The following is an 18,327-nucleotide window of genomic DNA, read 5'->3' on the forward strand; positions in this document are numbered from 1 at the left end:
AAATTGATTAAATGCCATCAATTTCTATCAAAATATGGAGTTTTTATTTTTTTGCATTATAAAATAAGTTATTCTAAATAGCTAATGAAAACTCTTCTCTCTCAGAGATTTAGTGATGAAAATCACAAAAATAACAGTTTTAATTTGCAATAGAAAATTATCAGCATATAGTTAGAAGCAATTGAGAAAACGTTTACGATATTTCTCAATAAAATTGAAATAAAAAATAAAAAGGAGTTCCTATGAGTGTGCTAAGTTACTTACAAAGAATTGGGCAGGCATTAATGGTTCCTGTTGCTGCATTGCCAGCAGCTGCTATTTTAATGGGGATTGGTTACTGGATAGATCCGAATGGCTGGGGTGGCGAAAGCCAACTTGCTGCATTTTTGATCAAATCTGGTGCTGCCATTATTGATAACATGGCAATTTTATTTGCTGTGGGTGTCGCTTTTGGGATGTCTAAAGATAAACATGGCTCAGCAGCATTATCAGGTTTAGTTGGTTTTTTAGTTGTAACAACCTTACTTTCACCAGGTGCTGTCGCGCAATTACAAGGTATTGCAGCAGATCAAGTACCCGCTGCATTTGGTAAAATCAATAACCAATTTATTGGTATTTTAGTTGGGGTTATTTCAGCAGAATTATATAACCGTTTCTATCAAGTTGAATTACCACCTGCATTAGCGTTCTTTAGCGGCAAACGCTTAGTTCCAATTGTGACTTCTGTTGTCATGATTATTATTTCTTTCATCCTAATGTACTTATGGCCAATCATTTTTAATGGTTTAGTTGGTTTTGGTAAATCTATCACGGATATTGGTGCAACTGGTGCAGGGATCTATGGTTTCTTAAACCGTTTATTAATTCCTGTTGGCTTACATCATGCTCTAAATTCAGTGTTCTGGTTCAACGTTGCTGGTATCAATGATATCCCTAACTTCTTAGGTGGAGCACAATCACTTGCCAATGGTACAGCAGTGCTTGGCGTGACTGGTATGTATCAAGCAGGTTTCTTCCCTGTTATGATGTTCGGTTTACCAGCAGCTGCGTTAGCAATTTATCATAGTGCTAAACCTGCGAAAAAAGCACAAGTTGCATCATTAATGATTGCTGCTTCATTAGCTTCATTCTTCACTGGTGTAACTGAGCCATTAGAATTTGCCTTTATGTTTGTGGCACCAGTACTTTATGTTATCCATGCTTTACTAACTGGTTTATCTGTCTTCATTGCAGCATCTATGCAATGGATGGCGGGCTTTGGTTTTAGTGCGGGCTTCGTGGATATGGTACTATCTTCGCAAAACCCGCTCGCAACACAATGGTATATGCTACTAGTACAAGGTATTGTCTTTGCAGTTATTTACTATGTCATCTTCCGTGCTGCAATCAAAGCATTTAATCTCAAAACACCAGGTCGTGAAGAAGATGAAGTTTCAGTTGAAGTGAAAAAAGATGCATCTCGCGAAGAACGTGCGGCTAACTTTATTGTTGCATTAGGTGGTAAAGATAATTTCCAAACTATTGATGCTTGCATCACCCGTTTACGCTTGACTTTAAATGATCGTAACAAAATCAATGAAGAACAATTAAAAGCACTTGGATCAAAAGGTAATGTGAAATTAGGTGATAATGGTTTACAGGTTATTTTAGGACCAGAAGCTGAATTAGTTGCTGATGCGATCAAACAACAAGTTAAAAACTAATATTCATAGTTTTATCATTAACCAAAAACACACTCAATCGCGAGTGTGTTTTTTTATATAGAAAGGAACACCATAGGCTCTTATACACGAAAAAACATCCCACACTCGTCTCGTTTTTGCAAAATTCTCCAGCGATAGACCGCACTTAAACGTGAACTTTGCATAACGTCTTCTACTGCACCTTGTGCAATAATCTTACCTTGCTGCATTAAAATAACATGATCTGCATAACTTGCGGCTAAATCTAAATCATGTAATACCATCACAACATTAAACTCAGATTTATGCTGCTTTAAAAAATGCATTAAACTTTGTTGATGCCTAATATCTAAATGATTACAAGGTTCATCTAATAAAATGACTGGTGCATTTTGCATAAGTGCTCGTACAATATTGACACGTTGTTGTTCCCCACCCGATAGCATATTAACTCGTTTATACCGTAAAGCTTTTAACTCAAACTGTTCGAGTAAGAAAGTTAATTTAGTTTCATTCACTTTTTGATGAGAAAAAAATGTTAGATTCGTTTGTCCAAGTTTCACATATTCGTCCACTGTCAATGGTATACCATAGCGCCCATTTTGAACCACTAGAGCCATTTTTCCTGCTCGAATTTGTTCAATAACAGGTTTTCCATCCATTGTAACCTGTGCATTAAAATAACCTAAAAGAGCTTTTAGTAGTGTCGATTTTCCAGCACCATTAGGACCAATAATTGCAGTATGTTTTCCTTTTGGAATTGATAACTGTTCTGTTTGTAAAATAACTCGCTCATTAACTTCAATCACTAAAGGCTGCAATTCAAAAAGAAACGACATGAATAATTACACTCCGCTATATACGACGAGTTGATTGGATAAATACCCAGAAAAAGAAAGGTCCACCTAATAAAGCGATAACAATGCCTACTGGTAAATCCACTGGATAAGTCATAAGACGTGATGTACTGTCAACAGATAATAAAAAGATTGCGCCAACCCAAGCTGAGAGCAAAATGAGTTTTCGACGATGTCCCCCTATCGTTGCTGCCAAAATATTCGGAATCATCATACCTAAAAAACCAATAATCCCAGATAAAGAAACAGCTGCACCTGTTAATAAAGCAGATGCAATCACTGTTTGTAAGCGTACATGAGATACGGAGACACCCATACTATATGCTGTTTCTTCGCCTAACATTAAACAATCAAGCTGACGACCTAAAGTCGTAAGCCAAATTAAGCCAATGATCATAGCTACTAGGGGATAATAAATTGGTGTAAATCCCGCCTCTGATAAACTACCAGCCAACCAAATAGTCGCACTACGCAACACTAAATCATCAGATAAAAAAAGGATTAATCCTACTACTGCTGAACAAAAGGCACTCAAAATAAACCCCATAATGAGTAAGCCAAGTGTGCCACCACCAAATAAATGATGTGCAAATAAAATTAATAAGCACACGACTAATGCCCCCAAAAAGGCGGCAAGGGGAACGCCTATTCCAGTTATTCCAAAGGCTAAAACACTGATCACGCCTAAAGCAGCCCCTCCAGAAGTACCAATTAAGCTAGGATCTGCCAATGGATTTTCAAAAAGTGCTTGTAAACCTGCACCTGCCGCTGCTAATGCCGCACCTACTACTAGTGCATTAATCACTCGAGGTAGGCGAATATCAAAGACGACTGAAGAAAGCGTGTTGGGTAACTGCCAACCACCAAATCCCACACCAATTGAAAGCCAAATAAACAAGGTGGTTACAATACAGGCTAAAAATAAAGCTCGCTTTTTCATATCACTACATCAGCTTTATACACAACTTATTTTGCTAACTTGTGTAAACGTTGCAACACTTCTGGTGTATTTAAACCATAGCGTAAATAATCATTTGCTGACCAGAAATGAATATTACCTGACTTAGCTGCAGGACTATTTGCAATTTCTGGGCGCTCTAGGAGTTTCTCGATACCACCAATCACATCTTTTTGATGTTCTGCAACAATAATAATATCAGGTTGTGCAACTAACCAAGCTTCACGGTTAAGCGGCTTAATACCTTCAACATCGACCGCCGCATTTACACCACCTGCACGTCGAATTAATTCATCTGCTGCAGTATTTTTCCCTGCAACAACACGTCCATCATAAGTTAACAAATAACGTTTTCCAGTATGTGGTAAAGGTTGAATCCCGTTATCCCAAGTCTTGGCTAATTTATCTGCTTGCTCAGATTTAGCGATAAGTTTACCTACTTCACGAATAGCTTGGCTAAATTCTTCAATATGATCACGTGGTAATACATTCACTGTTTTAACCCCTAATTGATTTAAGCTATCAAAAATTGTCACGGGCATCGCCATATAAGAGCCTAATACTAAATCAGGTTTTGTTTCTAAAATTGGTTCAATAGTTAGTTTTCGATGAATACCAATACTAGCGACTTGCTTAATTGCAGGATTCATACTAGTCTGATCACGCCCAACCAGCTGTTCAGCACTTTCTAAAGCAACAATAATATCTGCTGTATCTGGCGTTAACGCGACAATACGTTGACCATACGCAAATGGTTGAATTGCTAATAATAAACAAAGTGTAATTATTTTTTTCATAATATAGTCCTATTGAATAATAAATGTTTGTATATTTTCTGGTTTTATTTGTTGAATCTTTCCATTCAATTTTAATTCGATCATTGAGCGTCGATTAAAGGGGAGCTGAGAAAAGTCGATTTGTAGTTCGGCAACACGAGAAGTATCAATATGTAATTGTTCCTCGATAATTTTTGCTTTCACTTTAGCTGAAACAGGTTGTTTCGCAAAAACTTGGTATTCATATCCTTCAGGAAAGCGCCCACTTAATATCAACTGCTGACCATTTCTTTCAACAGTCATTGAGGTTGCATCCCCAGCTTTTTTTGTCGAAAGATAATTAAACGCCGCATAGCGATGATCGAGTTCAATATCTTCCATTTTCAGAATAATGTCTCCTATCTGAACGCCCATTTTTTCTGCTACACTGCCTTTTTTACTAAAAGATGAGACCCTCATTCCTTTCCCACTATAACTAGCATCTAAAACCATACCAAACGAAGCTTTGTCATTTCGCATTTTAAGCTGATAAGGTGTATGCCATTCTTTTGCAATAGCTTCAGAATGTCTTTTGGTGATCTTCAACCAAGCAAATTGATTAGAAAAATCGTCCGCACTTTCAAAGGAAATTACAGCAATAGGATGGCGTTGGTGTGTATCAATAAAGGCTCTCAACTCTGATGAGATCGTTGGAAAATAACTCATATCATGATTACCTTCGGGAGTACGGAATATCACATCTGTATGATATTCTTTAATTTTATCAATCGTTGGCTGCATTAAGCGTACAGGATAAAGCATGTCAGATTGCGTATTAACGATATACAATGGCTTATGATTTAAATTTTCTAAATACACAGGGGACTCACCAATTGCAGCAGCAACAGCTAATGAACCATTTAGCGGAATGAATCCAGCAAACAATGAAGATTGTGTAGCTGCAAAATACAATGTTCCTGATCCTCCATCAGAGAAACCACTTAAAAAGATTTTATCTTCATTAATCGGAAAATCTTTTTTCACTTTATTAATTTCAGCTAACACCATATTCACACCATTAGTATCAAACCAAGTAGCGCCTTTTTGTCCATAAGGGAATAAAACATAATAGCCACCTTCATCTGCTAATTTTACGAACGGCGATTTTTGTGCGGACTCTAGTGGGTTAATACGTAACGTCGTAGCAGACACTGCACCATGTAAATATACGATTAAAGGATGTTTTTTACTTTGCTCAAGATTTTTAGGGATATACAAAATATAAGGACGGACTTGTCCATCATCACTTTTATACTCAAAGTGTTTAAATTCACCTTGTGCGAGCACCATTTGACTCAGTAGCAATAATAACCCACAGATTTTAAGTAATTGCTTACTCATTTTTTCCTCTTTACATAAAAAGTGCGGTGCTTTTGCTAAAATTTGGCAGATATACACCGCACGTTCAGTTCAGTTTAGAATTTTAATTCCACATTAACAGCATAATTACGTCCTGGTTGAGTATAGCGATCAATCATACTATTGTTAGGTGTCTCAACAACATCGCCAAATGTCCAATATTTTTTATCAAATAAATTGAACACACCTGCACGAATTTCAATTTGTTTCACTGGTTGATAATAAGCTGTTAGATCCCATACACCATAGCCAGGTGCTTTAAAGTAAGAATATTCAACACCTTTATCGATATAAGTACCTGCCTTACGTTTTTTATCAGACCAGCGGAATTTTGTACCAACACCCCATGTATCTTGCGCGTATTCCACTCCGATAACACCATTCAAAGGGTGAGCTGTAGTTAATGGCTTTTTCGGCGTTAAGGCATAACCTTTCATCCAAGCTACTGTATTAGTGAATGACCAATTATTTGTAAATTGCCATGCCGTAAACAACTCAGCACCATAGGTTTTCACCCTACCTTTATTGCTATAGTACACTTCTCTCAAACAGCCTTGGCAAGGTGGTAATACTTGCTCTGGACTGAGGAAATTTTTGTATTGGTTATAATAAGTATTTAAACGTGCTTTGAACGTATCCGTGCTATAAAGCAAACCAAGATCAAAACTATTTGCTTCTTCAGGTTTTAAATTCGGATTTGGATTAATTTTATATTTTCCTTGAGGTCCCATATTCATTTCAGCACCGACACCAATATATTGTGGATTCGGTAATTTCTTGGCATAAGCATAGCCTGCTAATAATGCTAAATTTTCAGAAAGTGGAATATGTAAACGTACGCTTGGTGATAAAGTGCTATAAGTTAATTTTTTATTCACCGCCGCTTTATCTTGATTTGGTGTAGTGTCTAAATGGCTTCCTTTAAAACGACGTTCTTCGTATTGATAGCGTAAAGCAATATTTAACGCCACATCATTTGTAAAAGTCATTTGATCCTGTAAGCTTAAACTATAATTTTTAGTCACTGTTTTTGGAAATAAACGAAATTGTGTATTTTGTATTGATGGGTTTCTAGACTGGATTTGATAATCCTCTGCTCTTACACGGTCTAATTCATCTCGTCTAAACTCAATACTGTTAGATAAACGATGACTCACTGTTCCTGTTTCAAAATCTGTTTTTAACTCAGACTTCACTCCATAGATCGTATGTGCTAGTCGGTTATTATTTTTTGTTGTCTCATTTAATTTATTTCCATTAGAAGCGAAGCTTTCAGAATATTGATAGGTCGTATCATGAATTTTTAAACGTTGGGAATAACCTTGGAAATTTATTTCGTCTAGCCAGTGATTTTCAGGTAAATAACGATAAATGAATCCCATACGTTCACGAGTAAATTTATCTAAAGAAGTCGCTGTTGAAATTTTATCTGTTCTAATAATAGGAGGAGAATTTGGTGCTTGCTGTCTTAGTGGACGTGAAGTCGTTTTTAACAATTCTTCACGTTGTGTATTAACTCGACGGTCATAGTGTTCAAACGTGAATTCGATGTGATGAACATTGTGGCTAAAGTTTAATTTTGCCAAAACATTTTTCCCTCTTATTACTTGATCATTTGCGACCGTTTTGTTATCACCATTCACATCATTTTCTGCAAAGTTTTCGAGCTCTTTGCTATCACGATGAGTAAGCATTAATAAGCCCTCAACAAACTGAGAATGTCCAGCTAATGTTGCAGTTTTAGTATGAGCATTATAAGTACTACGATAACCATACTTTAATCCTGCATGAAATGGCTTATCAGTATGTACAAAATCACTTGGATTGTAAGTCATCATATTAATACTGCCCCCTAATGCACCATTACCATACAAGGCAGAATTACCTGATTTATCGATATCCACTTGGCGTAAAGTTTCAGGCTCAACCACATCCACGCCAAGTTTTGCAGAAATATTACGACCTACACGTGGACCAGCATCCTCAAAAGGCTCAGCTAAAGGTATACCATCAATATTCATTTGAATTCGTTGATGACGAATCCCACGAATATTATATCCATTATGTCCCATACGCATATTGTCAGTATCAACATCCACACTAGGATCATATTTAACAATATCTTCAATATTTTGCGCCCCAGTCCGTTTTAATTGTTCTTGAGTAACCGTAGATTGCGTATGCGTGACATAAGTACTATCCGCTGTTTGTGATGACACAATAATAGGCATGAGTTCAACAGGTTGAGGTGATTGTGCAAATGCAGCTCCTGTCAATGTAAGAGAAACAAATTGCGCGATATAACGTGGTTTGATTTGCATAATTAACATATCCATACTTTTATTTAACTAAATGATAACAATTATCATTATATATTAAAAGTATGTATTTTGAACGAAATACGCCATAGATTTGTTTTTAAAATGAACTGCTCCAATCTCTTATTATTCTCTGGACATTTTGTTTTAAATATAAAAAAATCTACACTTTTTTATTTTCTAGATAAATAAAGTGTAGATTTTAAGTGTAATAATCTTATTTAGTTCAAATAAGCCTTAGCTTAATCATGTTTCTGAACGATAGCGATTTTCTTCTGTTTCTGGTTCCAGATCCAATTTAGCCATTAATAATTGATCACCATCTTCCTCTGGATTCCCCGTTACTAATAACTTATCACCATAGAAAATAGAATTCGCACCAGCCATAAAACACATCGCTTGCATTTCTTCAGACATCCCTTGGCGCCCTGCTGATAAGCGCACATAGCTTTTCGGCATCGTAATCCGTGCAACAGCAATAGTTCTCACAAATTCTGTCCAATCTAATTCTGCTGCTTCAGCTAATGGTGTACCTTCGACTTTGACTAATTGATTTATTGGCACAGATTCAGGCTGTGGGTCTAAGTTGGCAAGGCTTGCAATTAAACCTGCACGTTCTTTGCGTGTTTCATTCATCCCAACAATCCCACCGCAGCATACTTTTAAGCCTGCTTTGCGAACTTTACCTAAAGTGTTAATACGATCATCAAACTGACGTGTACCAATCACATTATGATAATGCTCTGGCGCAGTATCTAAATTATGGTTGTAGTAATCTAACCCCGCAGCTTTTAAATCTTCTGCCATGCCGTCTTGTAACAAACCAAATGTCCCACAGGTTTCTAAACCTAATGCTTTTACTGCCTTAATGATTTCAGTAATTTTTGCCACATCTTTTGGTTTTGGACCACGCCACGCAGCCCCCATACAAAAACGCCCTGCTCCACGTGCTTTCGCAATTTTTGCTTTCTCAACAATTTCATCAATCTCTAATAATTGTTGATTTTGTACGCCTGTTTGATAACGAGCAGACTGTGGACAGTAGCCACAATCCTCTGGACAACCGCCTGTTTTAATTGACATTAAGGTAGACAGCTGAATAGCTTTTGGATTAAAGTTTTCACGATGCACTTGTGCAGCACGATAGACTAAATCCAAGAAAGGCGTTTCAAATAATGCTTCGACTTTACAAACCGACCAATACTCGAGAGATGGGTGAGGTGTGAGGGTTCTAACTTGAAAAGATGTTGTCATTGTCATAGTTGTTTTCCGTTTTTATACCGTGAAAGTACGGTCTATTTTCCATTAAACCGACGAATCTAAAAGTGATAAATCACTGCTCCTACCATTTTTAATTTGAATAATACGATCAACTTTATCTCGAACTTCACTTAATTGATGTGTCACCATCAACAAGGTTAATTTTTTATCATCGCATAGTGTTAAAATTAAGTGCAGCATTTCTGCACGTAATTCGGGATCTAAGGCTGAAAAAGGCTCATCTAATAATAAAATCGGTTTATCACGCAATAAACAACGCGCTAATGCGACACGCTGTTTTTGTCCACCCGATAAATTTTTTGGCGATTGCGCTAATAATTTCCCTAAGCCAACGGCACTTGCCACTTGTTCTACTTGCTGGTTTTCAAGTGTACTCAATTTTAAACTGGGTTTTAATCCTAAAGCGATATTTTGTGCCACTGTTAAATGCATAAATAAATTATTTTCTTGAAATAGCATGGATACAGGGCGTTGATGGGGCTGGCTTTGTGTGTGATTTTCATTATTCAACCAAATAATACCTTGTGTGGCAAACTCAAAGCCCGCTAATAAATTCAGTAAAGTGCTTTTACCTGAACCACTTGCTCCCACAATTACGACTTTTTGGTGTACTGGAATAGACAAATCAAACAGAAAATCTACATTTTTATATTCAAAACGAACTTGTTCTAATTTAATCATTAGTCTCTTCCTTTTGTCGTTCAATCACCACAAAGATCAACAAGCATAGTAATAATAAAATAAAAGCTGTCACTGATGCCTCTTGACTACGATAATGACCAAGTTGCTGATAAAGCAAATGTGGTAATGAGGTAAAATCTTGGCTACCAAACAACGCAATCGCCGTAAAATCACCTAAAGATAATGTACAAGCTAATGCAAACGCATACTGCATTGGCGCACGTAACGCCTGCCACTCAATTAATTTAAAACGTTGCCAACCTTGAATATTCAAAGACTCACATAATTTTTCGTAATACAACATGTTGTTCTGCATTGGTACGGCTAGAATACGCAATACAAAAGGCATTGCCATCAATGCATTACAACATACCACAATAGCAAACAGGTGTATGGTGGAAAAATCAATCTCACGTAATAACATAAATAAGCCAATGGCTAGAACAAGTGTTGGAATAGCCAAAATCATCGTACCAATATTCAGAAGACTTTGTGCGAATAGATGATAATGTAACCAAGTCAAACGTCTTACTAAGAGTAATAATATGACTGACATCAAAACAGCTAACAATGCAGCAGTAGGTGCAATCAGAAAAGAGTAACCTAATGCACGCCAAAGTTGTTCACTAGCCCATAAACTAAAAAACTTACCCGAAAAAAAAGCAGAAACCGCAGTGTTAAATAATGGCAATAATACAAATCCAGTCACGACGACAATTAAGCAACCCTGCCAAATTTGTACCGCACTTGACTGTTTATCTTGCCAATGATTTTTGCTATGTAATGCTACTGTTGAGGCATTTCCCCATAAACTACTAAAGATAAATAACATAAAGCAAATCACACATTGTAATAGCGCAAATAAGGCCGCTTTAGCTAAATCAAATTCAAATAAAATAGCCTGATAGATTGCTACTTCTAATGTTGTGTATTTGGGTCCACCACCTAATGTTAAGACTATTGCAAAGCTAGTGAAGCAAAGCATAAAAATTAACATAAATGCTGAAAAAAATTGTTGGCGCAAATAAGGGAGTTCAATCAAACGGATAAATTGCCAACCACGTAAATTCAGCTGAGCAGCTAACTGGCGTTGTTGAACTGGGATACTTTGTAAACATTGCAAGAACATTTTACAAGCTAACGGAATATTAAAGAACAAATGTGCGATTAAGATGCCCGTTAAACCATAAATATTGGGAGTCCAATCACTCCCTAAAAAGATGCTAAACTTAGCTAGCCAGCCTGAGCCACCATACACACCGAGTAATCCAAAAATAGCGACTAAAGATGGTAAAACAAATGTTAACGAAAAGAGCTTAAGAATAAACCGCTTGCCATTGAAATGTTGATAAAAAAAAGCACGTGCAACAAGAAAACCGAATAAGACGGATAAAACTGCAGATAAAAAAGCTTGCCACAAGCTAAAAGCTAACACGTGATGTAAATACTGATCATGAATTAACGCCTGCCAACTGTAATTCCCTTGTACAGAAAAAAGCGAAAATAACGCACTACCACAAAATAGCAAGAGAAAGGTAATGACAAAAATTCCGCCCACATAATGTGTTGGGCGGAAATTCTGATGGAAAAAACGCATAGGCATAACAAAGGCATTACTTCGTCAAAGCTGCTTGCCAAACAGCAATCCAGTTTTTAAGCTGCTCTGCATTTACTTTACGAGTATCTAACACCCTCGTTTTTAATTGTTTTTCTTTTAAGGCATCAAAGTGCGGCTCAATTTTGCCATTTATTACAGATAGCATCACATTACTTGTAACTAAATGTTGTTGCGCTTCTGGCTGCAGTAAGAAGCCTAAAAAATGATCGGCACAAGCATTATTACGATCAACCACTTTCGCAGCTGTTTCGATTTGTAAGACCCCACCTTCGGCAAATTCAGTCGCCGCATACTGATCTTTCTGCTCAAATACTAAGTGATATAATGGCGATGTACTATAGCTCACTACTAAATCCGCTTCATTTTTCAAGAATGCGCCATAAGTATCAGACCAACCTTTACCCACAGTAACCGTATGTTTTGCTAACAATTTCCACGCATTTTCTATTTCATTTTGTGGATACACGCTATTCATCCAAATTAACAAACCGCGTCCAACGCTGCTAGTACGAGGATCTTGATAGATTACTTTCAAATCTTGCCGCTCAACTAATTCCTTTAAACTTTTCGGTGGATTTGAGACTTTGGTTTTGTCATAAATAAAGGCAAATTGTCCAAAATCATAAGGGAGAAATGTTTGATTTTTCCATTCTATTGGTAAGGAAAGTTGAGATAGGTCGATATTATTTTTTTCAAATAAACCGCTCTTTTCAGCTTCTTCTAATGCATAATTATCTAAACCAACAACCACATCTGCTTTTGTTTTTTTGCCTTCTAAACGTAATCGGTTAAACATGGTACCAGAATCACTCAGTGCAGTGAAATTCACTTGGCATTGTGGATAAACTTTTTCAAAAGCAAGTTCGATTTTTGGACCTGCTCCCCATTCTGAAGTAAAAGAATCATAAGTATACACATTCACTGTTTGGCTTTGTGCAAATACAGTGGCAGAAAAAGCAGAAAGTGCGGTGAATAGAAAAGATATTTTTAATTTAGACATTGTGTCCTCTCTTGTGATATCAGCAAAAAAGTACACAGCAATAATGACTGTTAGTTTCCTACGTCAGTATTAACTGCATCAGGTTCACGGGTATTATCTCAGCTTATTATCAGCACCCCGACTAGGTGAATAAGTCTATAATATTTCGTAGAAAAAGAACAAGATTTATTTTCTACAATATAAAAAACTGCCGTTTCATGCTAAAGTCAGACAGTGAGCCATTAAACTCATTGGCTTAGGATTATTGACCTTTATTCTTTAATCATAGGATAGTTTATGCCATTCTCCCTTGCTCAATTTGATCACGTACTCAAACAACTTGCTGAAAATTTACTTCAGAATTTTCCTGAACACTATAATACATCGATTTTTCAACAAATTGCTCAACAGAAAAATGATCCTCAAACAGCCATCGGACAACTTTATACGGCGATTTGTTTCTCTGATTTTTTTACAGAAACATTAAAAAAACAACCGCACTTTTTACATCAATGTTGGCAGAACCCAATCACTTTATCAGATTGCTCTGACTACACTGAACGTTTAACAAAGTACCTCTCTACGATAGAGTCCGAAGAACAACTTTACAAAATCCTGCGACAATTTCGTAATCGAGAAATGGCAAAGCTGAGTTTTTGTCAAAGTTTAAATTTAGGTACAGTAGAAGAAATTTTTATTCGTTTATCCCAACTCGCTGAAAGTGTAATTATTGCTACGCGAGATTGGTTATACGAACGCGCATGTGAAGAGATGGGCACACCAGTCGATGCAGAAGGCTGTGTACAACGATTATATATTCTAGGTATGGGTAAGCTTGGTGGCTTTGAACTCAATTTTTCTTCCGATATTGATTTGATTTTTACTTATCCAAGTAATGGAGAAACAATTGGGGCAAGAAGAAGTATTGAAAATGCTAAATTTTTTACTCGCTTAGGACAACGCTTAATTAATGCACTAGATCAATATACAAGTGATGGTTTTGTATACCGAACAGATATGCGACTACGCCCTTTTGGTGAAAATGGCGCACTTGCATTGAGTTTTAATGCATTAGAACAATATTACCAAGAACAAGGCCGAGATTGGGAACGCTATGCCATGATCAAAGGGCGTATTTTAGGTGCAAGTCCACAAGATCCTAATGTCAAGCTCTTACAGCAACTCCTTCGCCCTTTTGTGTATCGTCGTTATATTGACTTTAGTGTGATTCAATCTTTACGAGAAATGAAAAGTAAAATTGAACGTGAAGTACGCCGTCGTGGTTTAATTGATAACATCAAACTTGGCGCAGGTGGTATTCGAGAAATTGAGTTCATCGTGCAGGTTTTCCAGCTGATTCGAGGTGGACGAGAAATTCGACTACAACAACATGAATTATTAAAATTGCTGCCTGAAATTAGTAAACTCTCACTCATTACGCCTCAACAAAAAGACGATTTGCAGCTGGCTTATTTATTTTTACGTCGTACTGAGAATGTACTGCAAGCGATTCATGACCAACAAACACAACAACTACCTGCAAATGAGTTAGATCGCCTTCGTTTAGTCGAAGCAACTCGCACATTCACCCAATTAGATCATCATGGTAAAGCAGAAAATGTGGTCTATCCAATTTCAGATTGGCAAAGTTTTTATGCTGTACTATCTCGACATCAACAAAACGTGCGAGCTGTTTTTAACCATTTAATTGGTGAAGAAAAAGAAGACATCAGCGAAACAACGCAATTATGGAATGATTTCCTTGATGCAGATTTAGAGCAAAATGAAATTGAGCAAATGCTCATTGAAAATCAAGTCAATTTGCAAGATATGGATAATATTATTGATATATTAATACAATTTCGTCATGATTTATCTCGCCGTCCAATTGGTACACGCGGACGTGAGGTGCTAAATCAATTATTACCACATTTACTGCAACACATTTTTGCTCATCAGGCATACAATACACTTTTACCTCGCATTCTCAACATTATAGAAAAAATCTTAACTCGCACGACATATTTAGAATTATTATTAGAGCATCCACAAGTACTCACACAACTGATTGAGCTTTGTTCACAATCTAAATTGATTGCAGAACAAGTTGCTCGCTACCCTATTTTGCTCGATGAATTACTTGATCGTAACACTCTCTTAAATCCACCACCACATGATCAATATCGGAGCGAATTACAACAATATTTACTTCGTTTACCACCTGAAGATGAAGAACAGATTATTGATGGTCTACGCCAATTTAAACAAACTTCGCTCTTACGTATTGCGGCAGCCGATATCCTTGGTGTGCTCCCCGTTATGAAAGTCAGTGATCACCTTACATTTCTAGCAGAGGCTATTATTGAAGCCGTCGTTAATCTTGCTTGGCAACAAGTCAGTGCTCGCTTTGGTATACCTGCACACTTAGCAGAAAATGAAAAAGGGTTTGCAGTGGTAGGTTATGGTAAACTTGGTGGTATTGAATTAGGTTATAAATCTGATTTAGATCTCGTCTTTCTCTACCAATCGGCTGAAAATAGCCAAACCATTGGTGCTAAACGTAGTATTGATAGCCACCAATTCTACTTACGTTTGGCACAAAAAATAATCAGTATTTTTAGCATGAATACTTTTGCTGGTGTTCTTTATGACATTGATATGCGCTTACGCCCTTCTGGTGAATCAGGCTTATTATGTAGCCCGATTTCTGCGTTTGAAGACTACCAGTTAAATGAAGCTTGGACTTGGGAAAAACAAGCACTAGTACGCAGTCGCGCTGTTTATGGCGAGCAATCCTTATGTGAGCAATTTAAAACCATCCGTCAAAAAGTCCTTTCTGCACAACGCGATATCCAACTACTCAAAACAGATGTCATATCTATGCGTGAAAAAATGTATGAGCATCTTGCTAATACAGAGAGGGATCTGTTCAATATTAAAACAGATCGTGGCGGTATTACAGATATTGAGTTTATTGCACAGTATCTGGTGTTGGCGTATGCGCCACAACATCCTGAGTTGTCAGTCTGGTCGGATAATGTTCGTATTTTTGAAATTATGGCAGAAAGTGCGGTTATTTCTGACGAAGTTTCAATACAATTGAAACAATCTTATATCACACTACGTAATCGTATCCATCATTTAAATTTATTAGGACTTCCTCCTATTGTATCCACACAAGAATTTCAAACCGAACGAGAATTTATTATGCACATCTGGGCAAAACTATTAGGTTAATGAAACATTATGATGAATATGATAAAAGAGGTGCATACTGCACCTCTTTTTAATTAAACAAACACTTATTTAATCATTCATAAAGTTTGCTTCAATAAATGAGCGGACGTCTTTAACAAATTGGCGAACAACTTGTTTTTTATCTTGCCCTTCATAATTTTTCCCAATACTCAAAATCCCTTCATCAATTTTATCCAATAAGTATTGCTCTACTTCACTATCTGATAAAACACCATCAAACAATAATATCGTTTTCATTTCACTATTTGACAGCACTAAAGTATTCCCCACAAAATTAGACAAGGTCACCATAGGATGCTCTGTTGATAAGTGATATTCGAAATATTTTCGATATTTTTCTTTCAACTTCACTTTATCTGTGCGCTTTACCTCAAGTGCTCTTGCATAAAACTCAATTGATTGATTATAAATTTCTAATAAAATTGAAGAATATCCTTCTTCTCGATGATCTGCAAAATAAGTATTGATAAAATCAGCTACATTGATTGAATTTGGATAAAGTTCCTTTAATTTCAGCACTACTTTCGAAGTAGACTCGCTGCCTAAACTGGCGCGAATATGTAACTGATTTAAATGTTCAATCTTAATTGTACGAGAAATATTACATTTTTCTTTATTTTCTAAATGCGTCACAATACTGGTTCTAAATTGTCTATTTAGCAAATAATCGTAATATTGCTCCTTAAGTAAATGATTATCACCACATTCATTGTCAATCATTTCTTCAATATTATCGTCTTTAAAAATAGGGAAGCTTGCTCCAACTGTGGAATCACAAATATGAGCTAGTCCATATTGTTCTAATAATCGATTAAAGTCATATAAATAAAAAGGATGGTTATATTCTTCAAAATACTCATGGTAAATATAATGATCATCTTTCGTTTTAAGGCTATCTGCTGACTCTTTTAATTGTTTATCACCAAAAGAATATTGACTTAAAAACTCAGCAGTACCTTTACCATAGGCGACTTTTTCTAAAGGCGAAAAAGAGTGATCATTTTCCTCTAACACATTGACTCTAAACTTCATCATATCTTTTAACACTTCTAAAGATTTCCAACCTGGATAAGTGTTATAAGAAATCGTTGCTGAGCCATTTTCAGCTAAATGGGATTTTATTAGCTGTAAAATTTTGATACGGACAGATTCAGGTACCCAGCTAAATACGCCATGACAAATAATATAATCAAACTTAACAGATAGGTTCTCGAAATAGGAAATATCTTGGCAAAGAAGCTCTACATTATTTAGACCTAATTGCTCAACAATTTGTCTCCCACCTTCAATCTGTGTTTCAGATAAATCAACGCCAATGAAATGTGCTTTATCATGAATAAACGCACTACAAATGATATTGCCACCAAAACCACAACCTATTTCTAAAACATTTGCTTGGGTAATATCAGGTGTTTTAAACCCGAGCAAAGTCAGTACTGCTTTTTGTCTTTCTGGCAAAGTATGTGAAAAACCTTTTGAAGCATAAGGTAGCTCATTATAGCTTTCTTTAATTAAATCCGTCTTTTCCATTTTTTATACTTATTTTCATTCAAATTAACAAATAGACCTAACGATTAACTGACATAGCCATACGGACATAAGTATGACGACGCCCACGAATAGCAATCGAATAAGTCATAATATTTTCAGGCACAGCAATACCATAGAAACCCGCATCGCCAATATGGTAAATATCTGCGCCTGCCATTTTACTGTTTAACGCAATTTGGCGAATAGTGGCTTCATCAGCCCCTTCTTGACTGGTTCCAATGGCGAGCAAGGCTAATGCGCCCTTGGCATGAATAAACTGGACATATTTTTCTACTTTATCGACCGTCATACCAGGTACTGTCCCTGGTGCAGCAAGTAGAATGATATCTGCACCTGCTTCAATAAAATTAGCTAAATCCTGTTGTGAGATGATGTTACTGCCTGTTTCATTTGCGACACCAGCACCATGCATTTTACCTGCAATAATCAACCCTTCTTCACCGAAAACAGCTCTAGCACGTTTAATCGCATTGACAATTTCCTGATTGGTTACTCCAGTTTTGGGATTACCTGTTAAACAAATAAAATCAAAACCTAATTTTTTTGCTTGCTGTAAAGATTCGGTTGTCGCAATTCGTCCCGTTGCTATCGTATCTAGGGCTTCTATTTGTTCTGCATTAATGTCTACAGGTTCTAAATTAATACCAATTGGACGACCAATTAATTGTTTTAAAGTATGAATCGTTTGATCTGCTTTATCACATTCTAATCCATTAACATGTGGTTGAAAAACATCAAACAAATTCAATAAAATCAAGTCGGCACCAAATGCTGCAGCTAATTCAGAATTCGTTACATTCGGATATAAAGGTTGAACCGCTACCATGTTTTCTGACAGCATCACTCGCCCTTCACTCGCACGAATAGCTTGTTTTAATTGTTGTCCATTCATTTGTTTGAAATCTGTAGCAGTACAGTCAAGTAGTCGTTTCATAAGTTCATCTCTTAAGTGTGTTCATTTAAACATGTT

Annotated in this window: 13 protein-coding genes and 1 riboswitch; of the genes, 2 read left to right on the forward strand and 11 right to left on the reverse strand. The window is 36.5% G+C overall.

What is annotated here, in order from left to right:
* Positions 1–242: 242 nt before the first annotated feature.
* The gene (nagE, locus tag K7G93_RS04690; RefSeq protein ID WP_049213969.1) at positions 243–1,703 is read left to right on the forward strand and encodes an N-acetylglucosamine-specific PTS transporter subunit IIBC; all 1,461 of its coding nucleotides are present in this window, start codon (positions 243–245) and stop codon (positions 1,701–1,703) included.
* 80 nt (positions 1,704–1,783) lie between these two features.
* On the opposite strand, the gene K7G93_RS04695 is transcribed toward nagE, so the two are convergent.
* From K7G93_RS04695 to thiB, 9 genes are all read right to left on the reverse strand, one after another.
* Positions 1,784–2,521: an ABC transporter ATP-binding protein gene (locus K7G93_RS04695; RefSeq protein WP_049213968.1), complete on the reverse strand. Its 738-nt coding sequence runs from the start codon at positions 2,519–2,521 to the stop codon at positions 1,784–1,786.
* Positions 2,522–2,537: 16 nt separating this feature from the next.
* Complete coding sequence (locus K7G93_RS04700; RefSeq protein ID WP_160531009.1) at positions 2,538–3,479, reverse strand: FecCD family ABC transporter permease; 942 nt, start codon at positions 3,477–3,479, stop codon at positions 2,538–2,540.
* A gap of 26 nt (positions 3,480–3,505) precedes the next feature.
* Positions 3,506–4,294 (reverse strand): heme/hemin ABC transporter substrate-binding protein, encoded by a 789-nt coding sequence (locus K7G93_RS04705; protein ID WP_160531010.1) that lies wholly within the window; start codon positions 4,292–4,294, stop codon positions 3,506–3,508.
* 9 nt (positions 4,295–4,303) lie between these two features.
* Positions 4,304–5,653: a phospholipase gene (locus K7G93_RS04710; RefSeq protein ID WP_226690619.1), complete on the reverse strand. Its 1,350-nt coding sequence runs from the start codon at positions 5,651–5,653 to the stop codon at positions 4,304–4,306.
* Between the two features lie 74 nt (positions 5,654–5,727).
* Positions 5,728–7,992: a TonB-dependent hemoglobin/transferrin/lactoferrin family receptor gene (locus K7G93_RS04715; protein ID WP_226690618.1), complete on the reverse strand. Its 2,265-nt coding sequence runs from the start codon at positions 7,990–7,992 to the stop codon at positions 5,728–5,730.
* A gap of 243 nt (positions 7,993–8,235) precedes the next feature.
* Positions 8,236–9,249 carry a biotin synthase BioB gene (gene bioB, locus K7G93_RS04720; protein WP_049213963.1) on the reverse strand — a complete coding sequence of 338 codons (1,014 nt, stop codon included), beginning with the start codon at positions 9,247–9,249 and terminating at the stop codon, positions 8,236–8,238.
* A gap of 45 nt (positions 9,250–9,294) precedes the next feature.
* On the reverse strand, positions 9,295–9,951 hold the full coding sequence (gene thiQ, locus K7G93_RS04725) for a thiamine ABC transporter ATP-binding protein (protein ID WP_226690617.1): 657 nt from the start codon (positions 9,949–9,951) through the stop codon (positions 9,295–9,297).
* The gene (gene thiP, locus K7G93_RS04730) at positions 9,944–11,554 is read right to left on the reverse strand and encodes a thiamine/thiamine pyrophosphate ABC transporter permease ThiP (protein WP_226690616.1); all 1,611 of its coding nucleotides are present in this window, start codon (positions 11,552–11,554) and stop codon (positions 9,944–9,946) included. The genes thiQ and thiP overlap by 8 nt, the downstream gene beginning before the upstream one ends.
* 10 nt (positions 11,555–11,564) lie before the next feature.
* Positions 11,565–12,569 carry a thiamine ABC transporter substrate binding subunit gene (gene thiB, locus K7G93_RS04735; protein ID WP_226690615.1) on the reverse strand — a complete coding sequence of 335 codons (1,005 nt, stop codon included), beginning with the start codon at positions 12,567–12,569 and terminating at the stop codon, positions 11,565–11,567.
* A 38-nt stretch (positions 12,570–12,607) separates the two neighbouring features.
* Positions 12,608–12,699, reverse strand: a riboswitch (TPP riboswitch).
* A 146-nt stretch (positions 12,700–12,845) separates the two neighbouring features.
* Between thiB and glnE the strand changes: the two genes are divergently transcribed.
* Positions 12,846–15,785, forward strand: a complete 2,940-nt coding sequence (gene glnE, locus K7G93_RS04740; RefSeq protein ID WP_226690614.1) for a bifunctional [glutamate--ammonia ligase]-adenylyl-L-tyrosine phosphorylase/[glutamate--ammonia-ligase] adenylyltransferase — start codon at positions 12,846–12,848, stop codon at positions 15,783–15,785.
* 69 nt (positions 15,786–15,854) lie between these two features.
* Here the strand turns inward: glnE and K7G93_RS04745 are convergent, their stop codons facing one another.
* Positions 15,855–17,336 carry a methyltransferase regulatory domain-containing protein gene (locus tag K7G93_RS04745; RefSeq protein ID WP_226690613.1) on the reverse strand — a complete coding sequence of 494 codons (1,482 nt, stop codon included), beginning with the start codon at positions 17,334–17,336 and terminating at the stop codon, positions 15,855–15,857.
* A 37-nt stretch (positions 17,337–17,373) separates the two neighbouring features.
* Positions 17,374–18,291, reverse strand: a complete 918-nt coding sequence (locus K7G93_RS04750; RefSeq protein ID WP_226690612.1) for a DUF7916 family protein — start codon at positions 18,289–18,291, stop codon at positions 17,374–17,376.
* Positions 18,292–18,327 lie beyond the last annotated feature (36 nt).

The organism is Pasteurella canis, from assembly GCF_020810675.1.
GTDB classification, from domain to species: Bacteria; Pseudomonadota; Gammaproteobacteria; order Enterobacterales; family Pasteurellaceae; genus Pasteurella; species Pasteurella canis.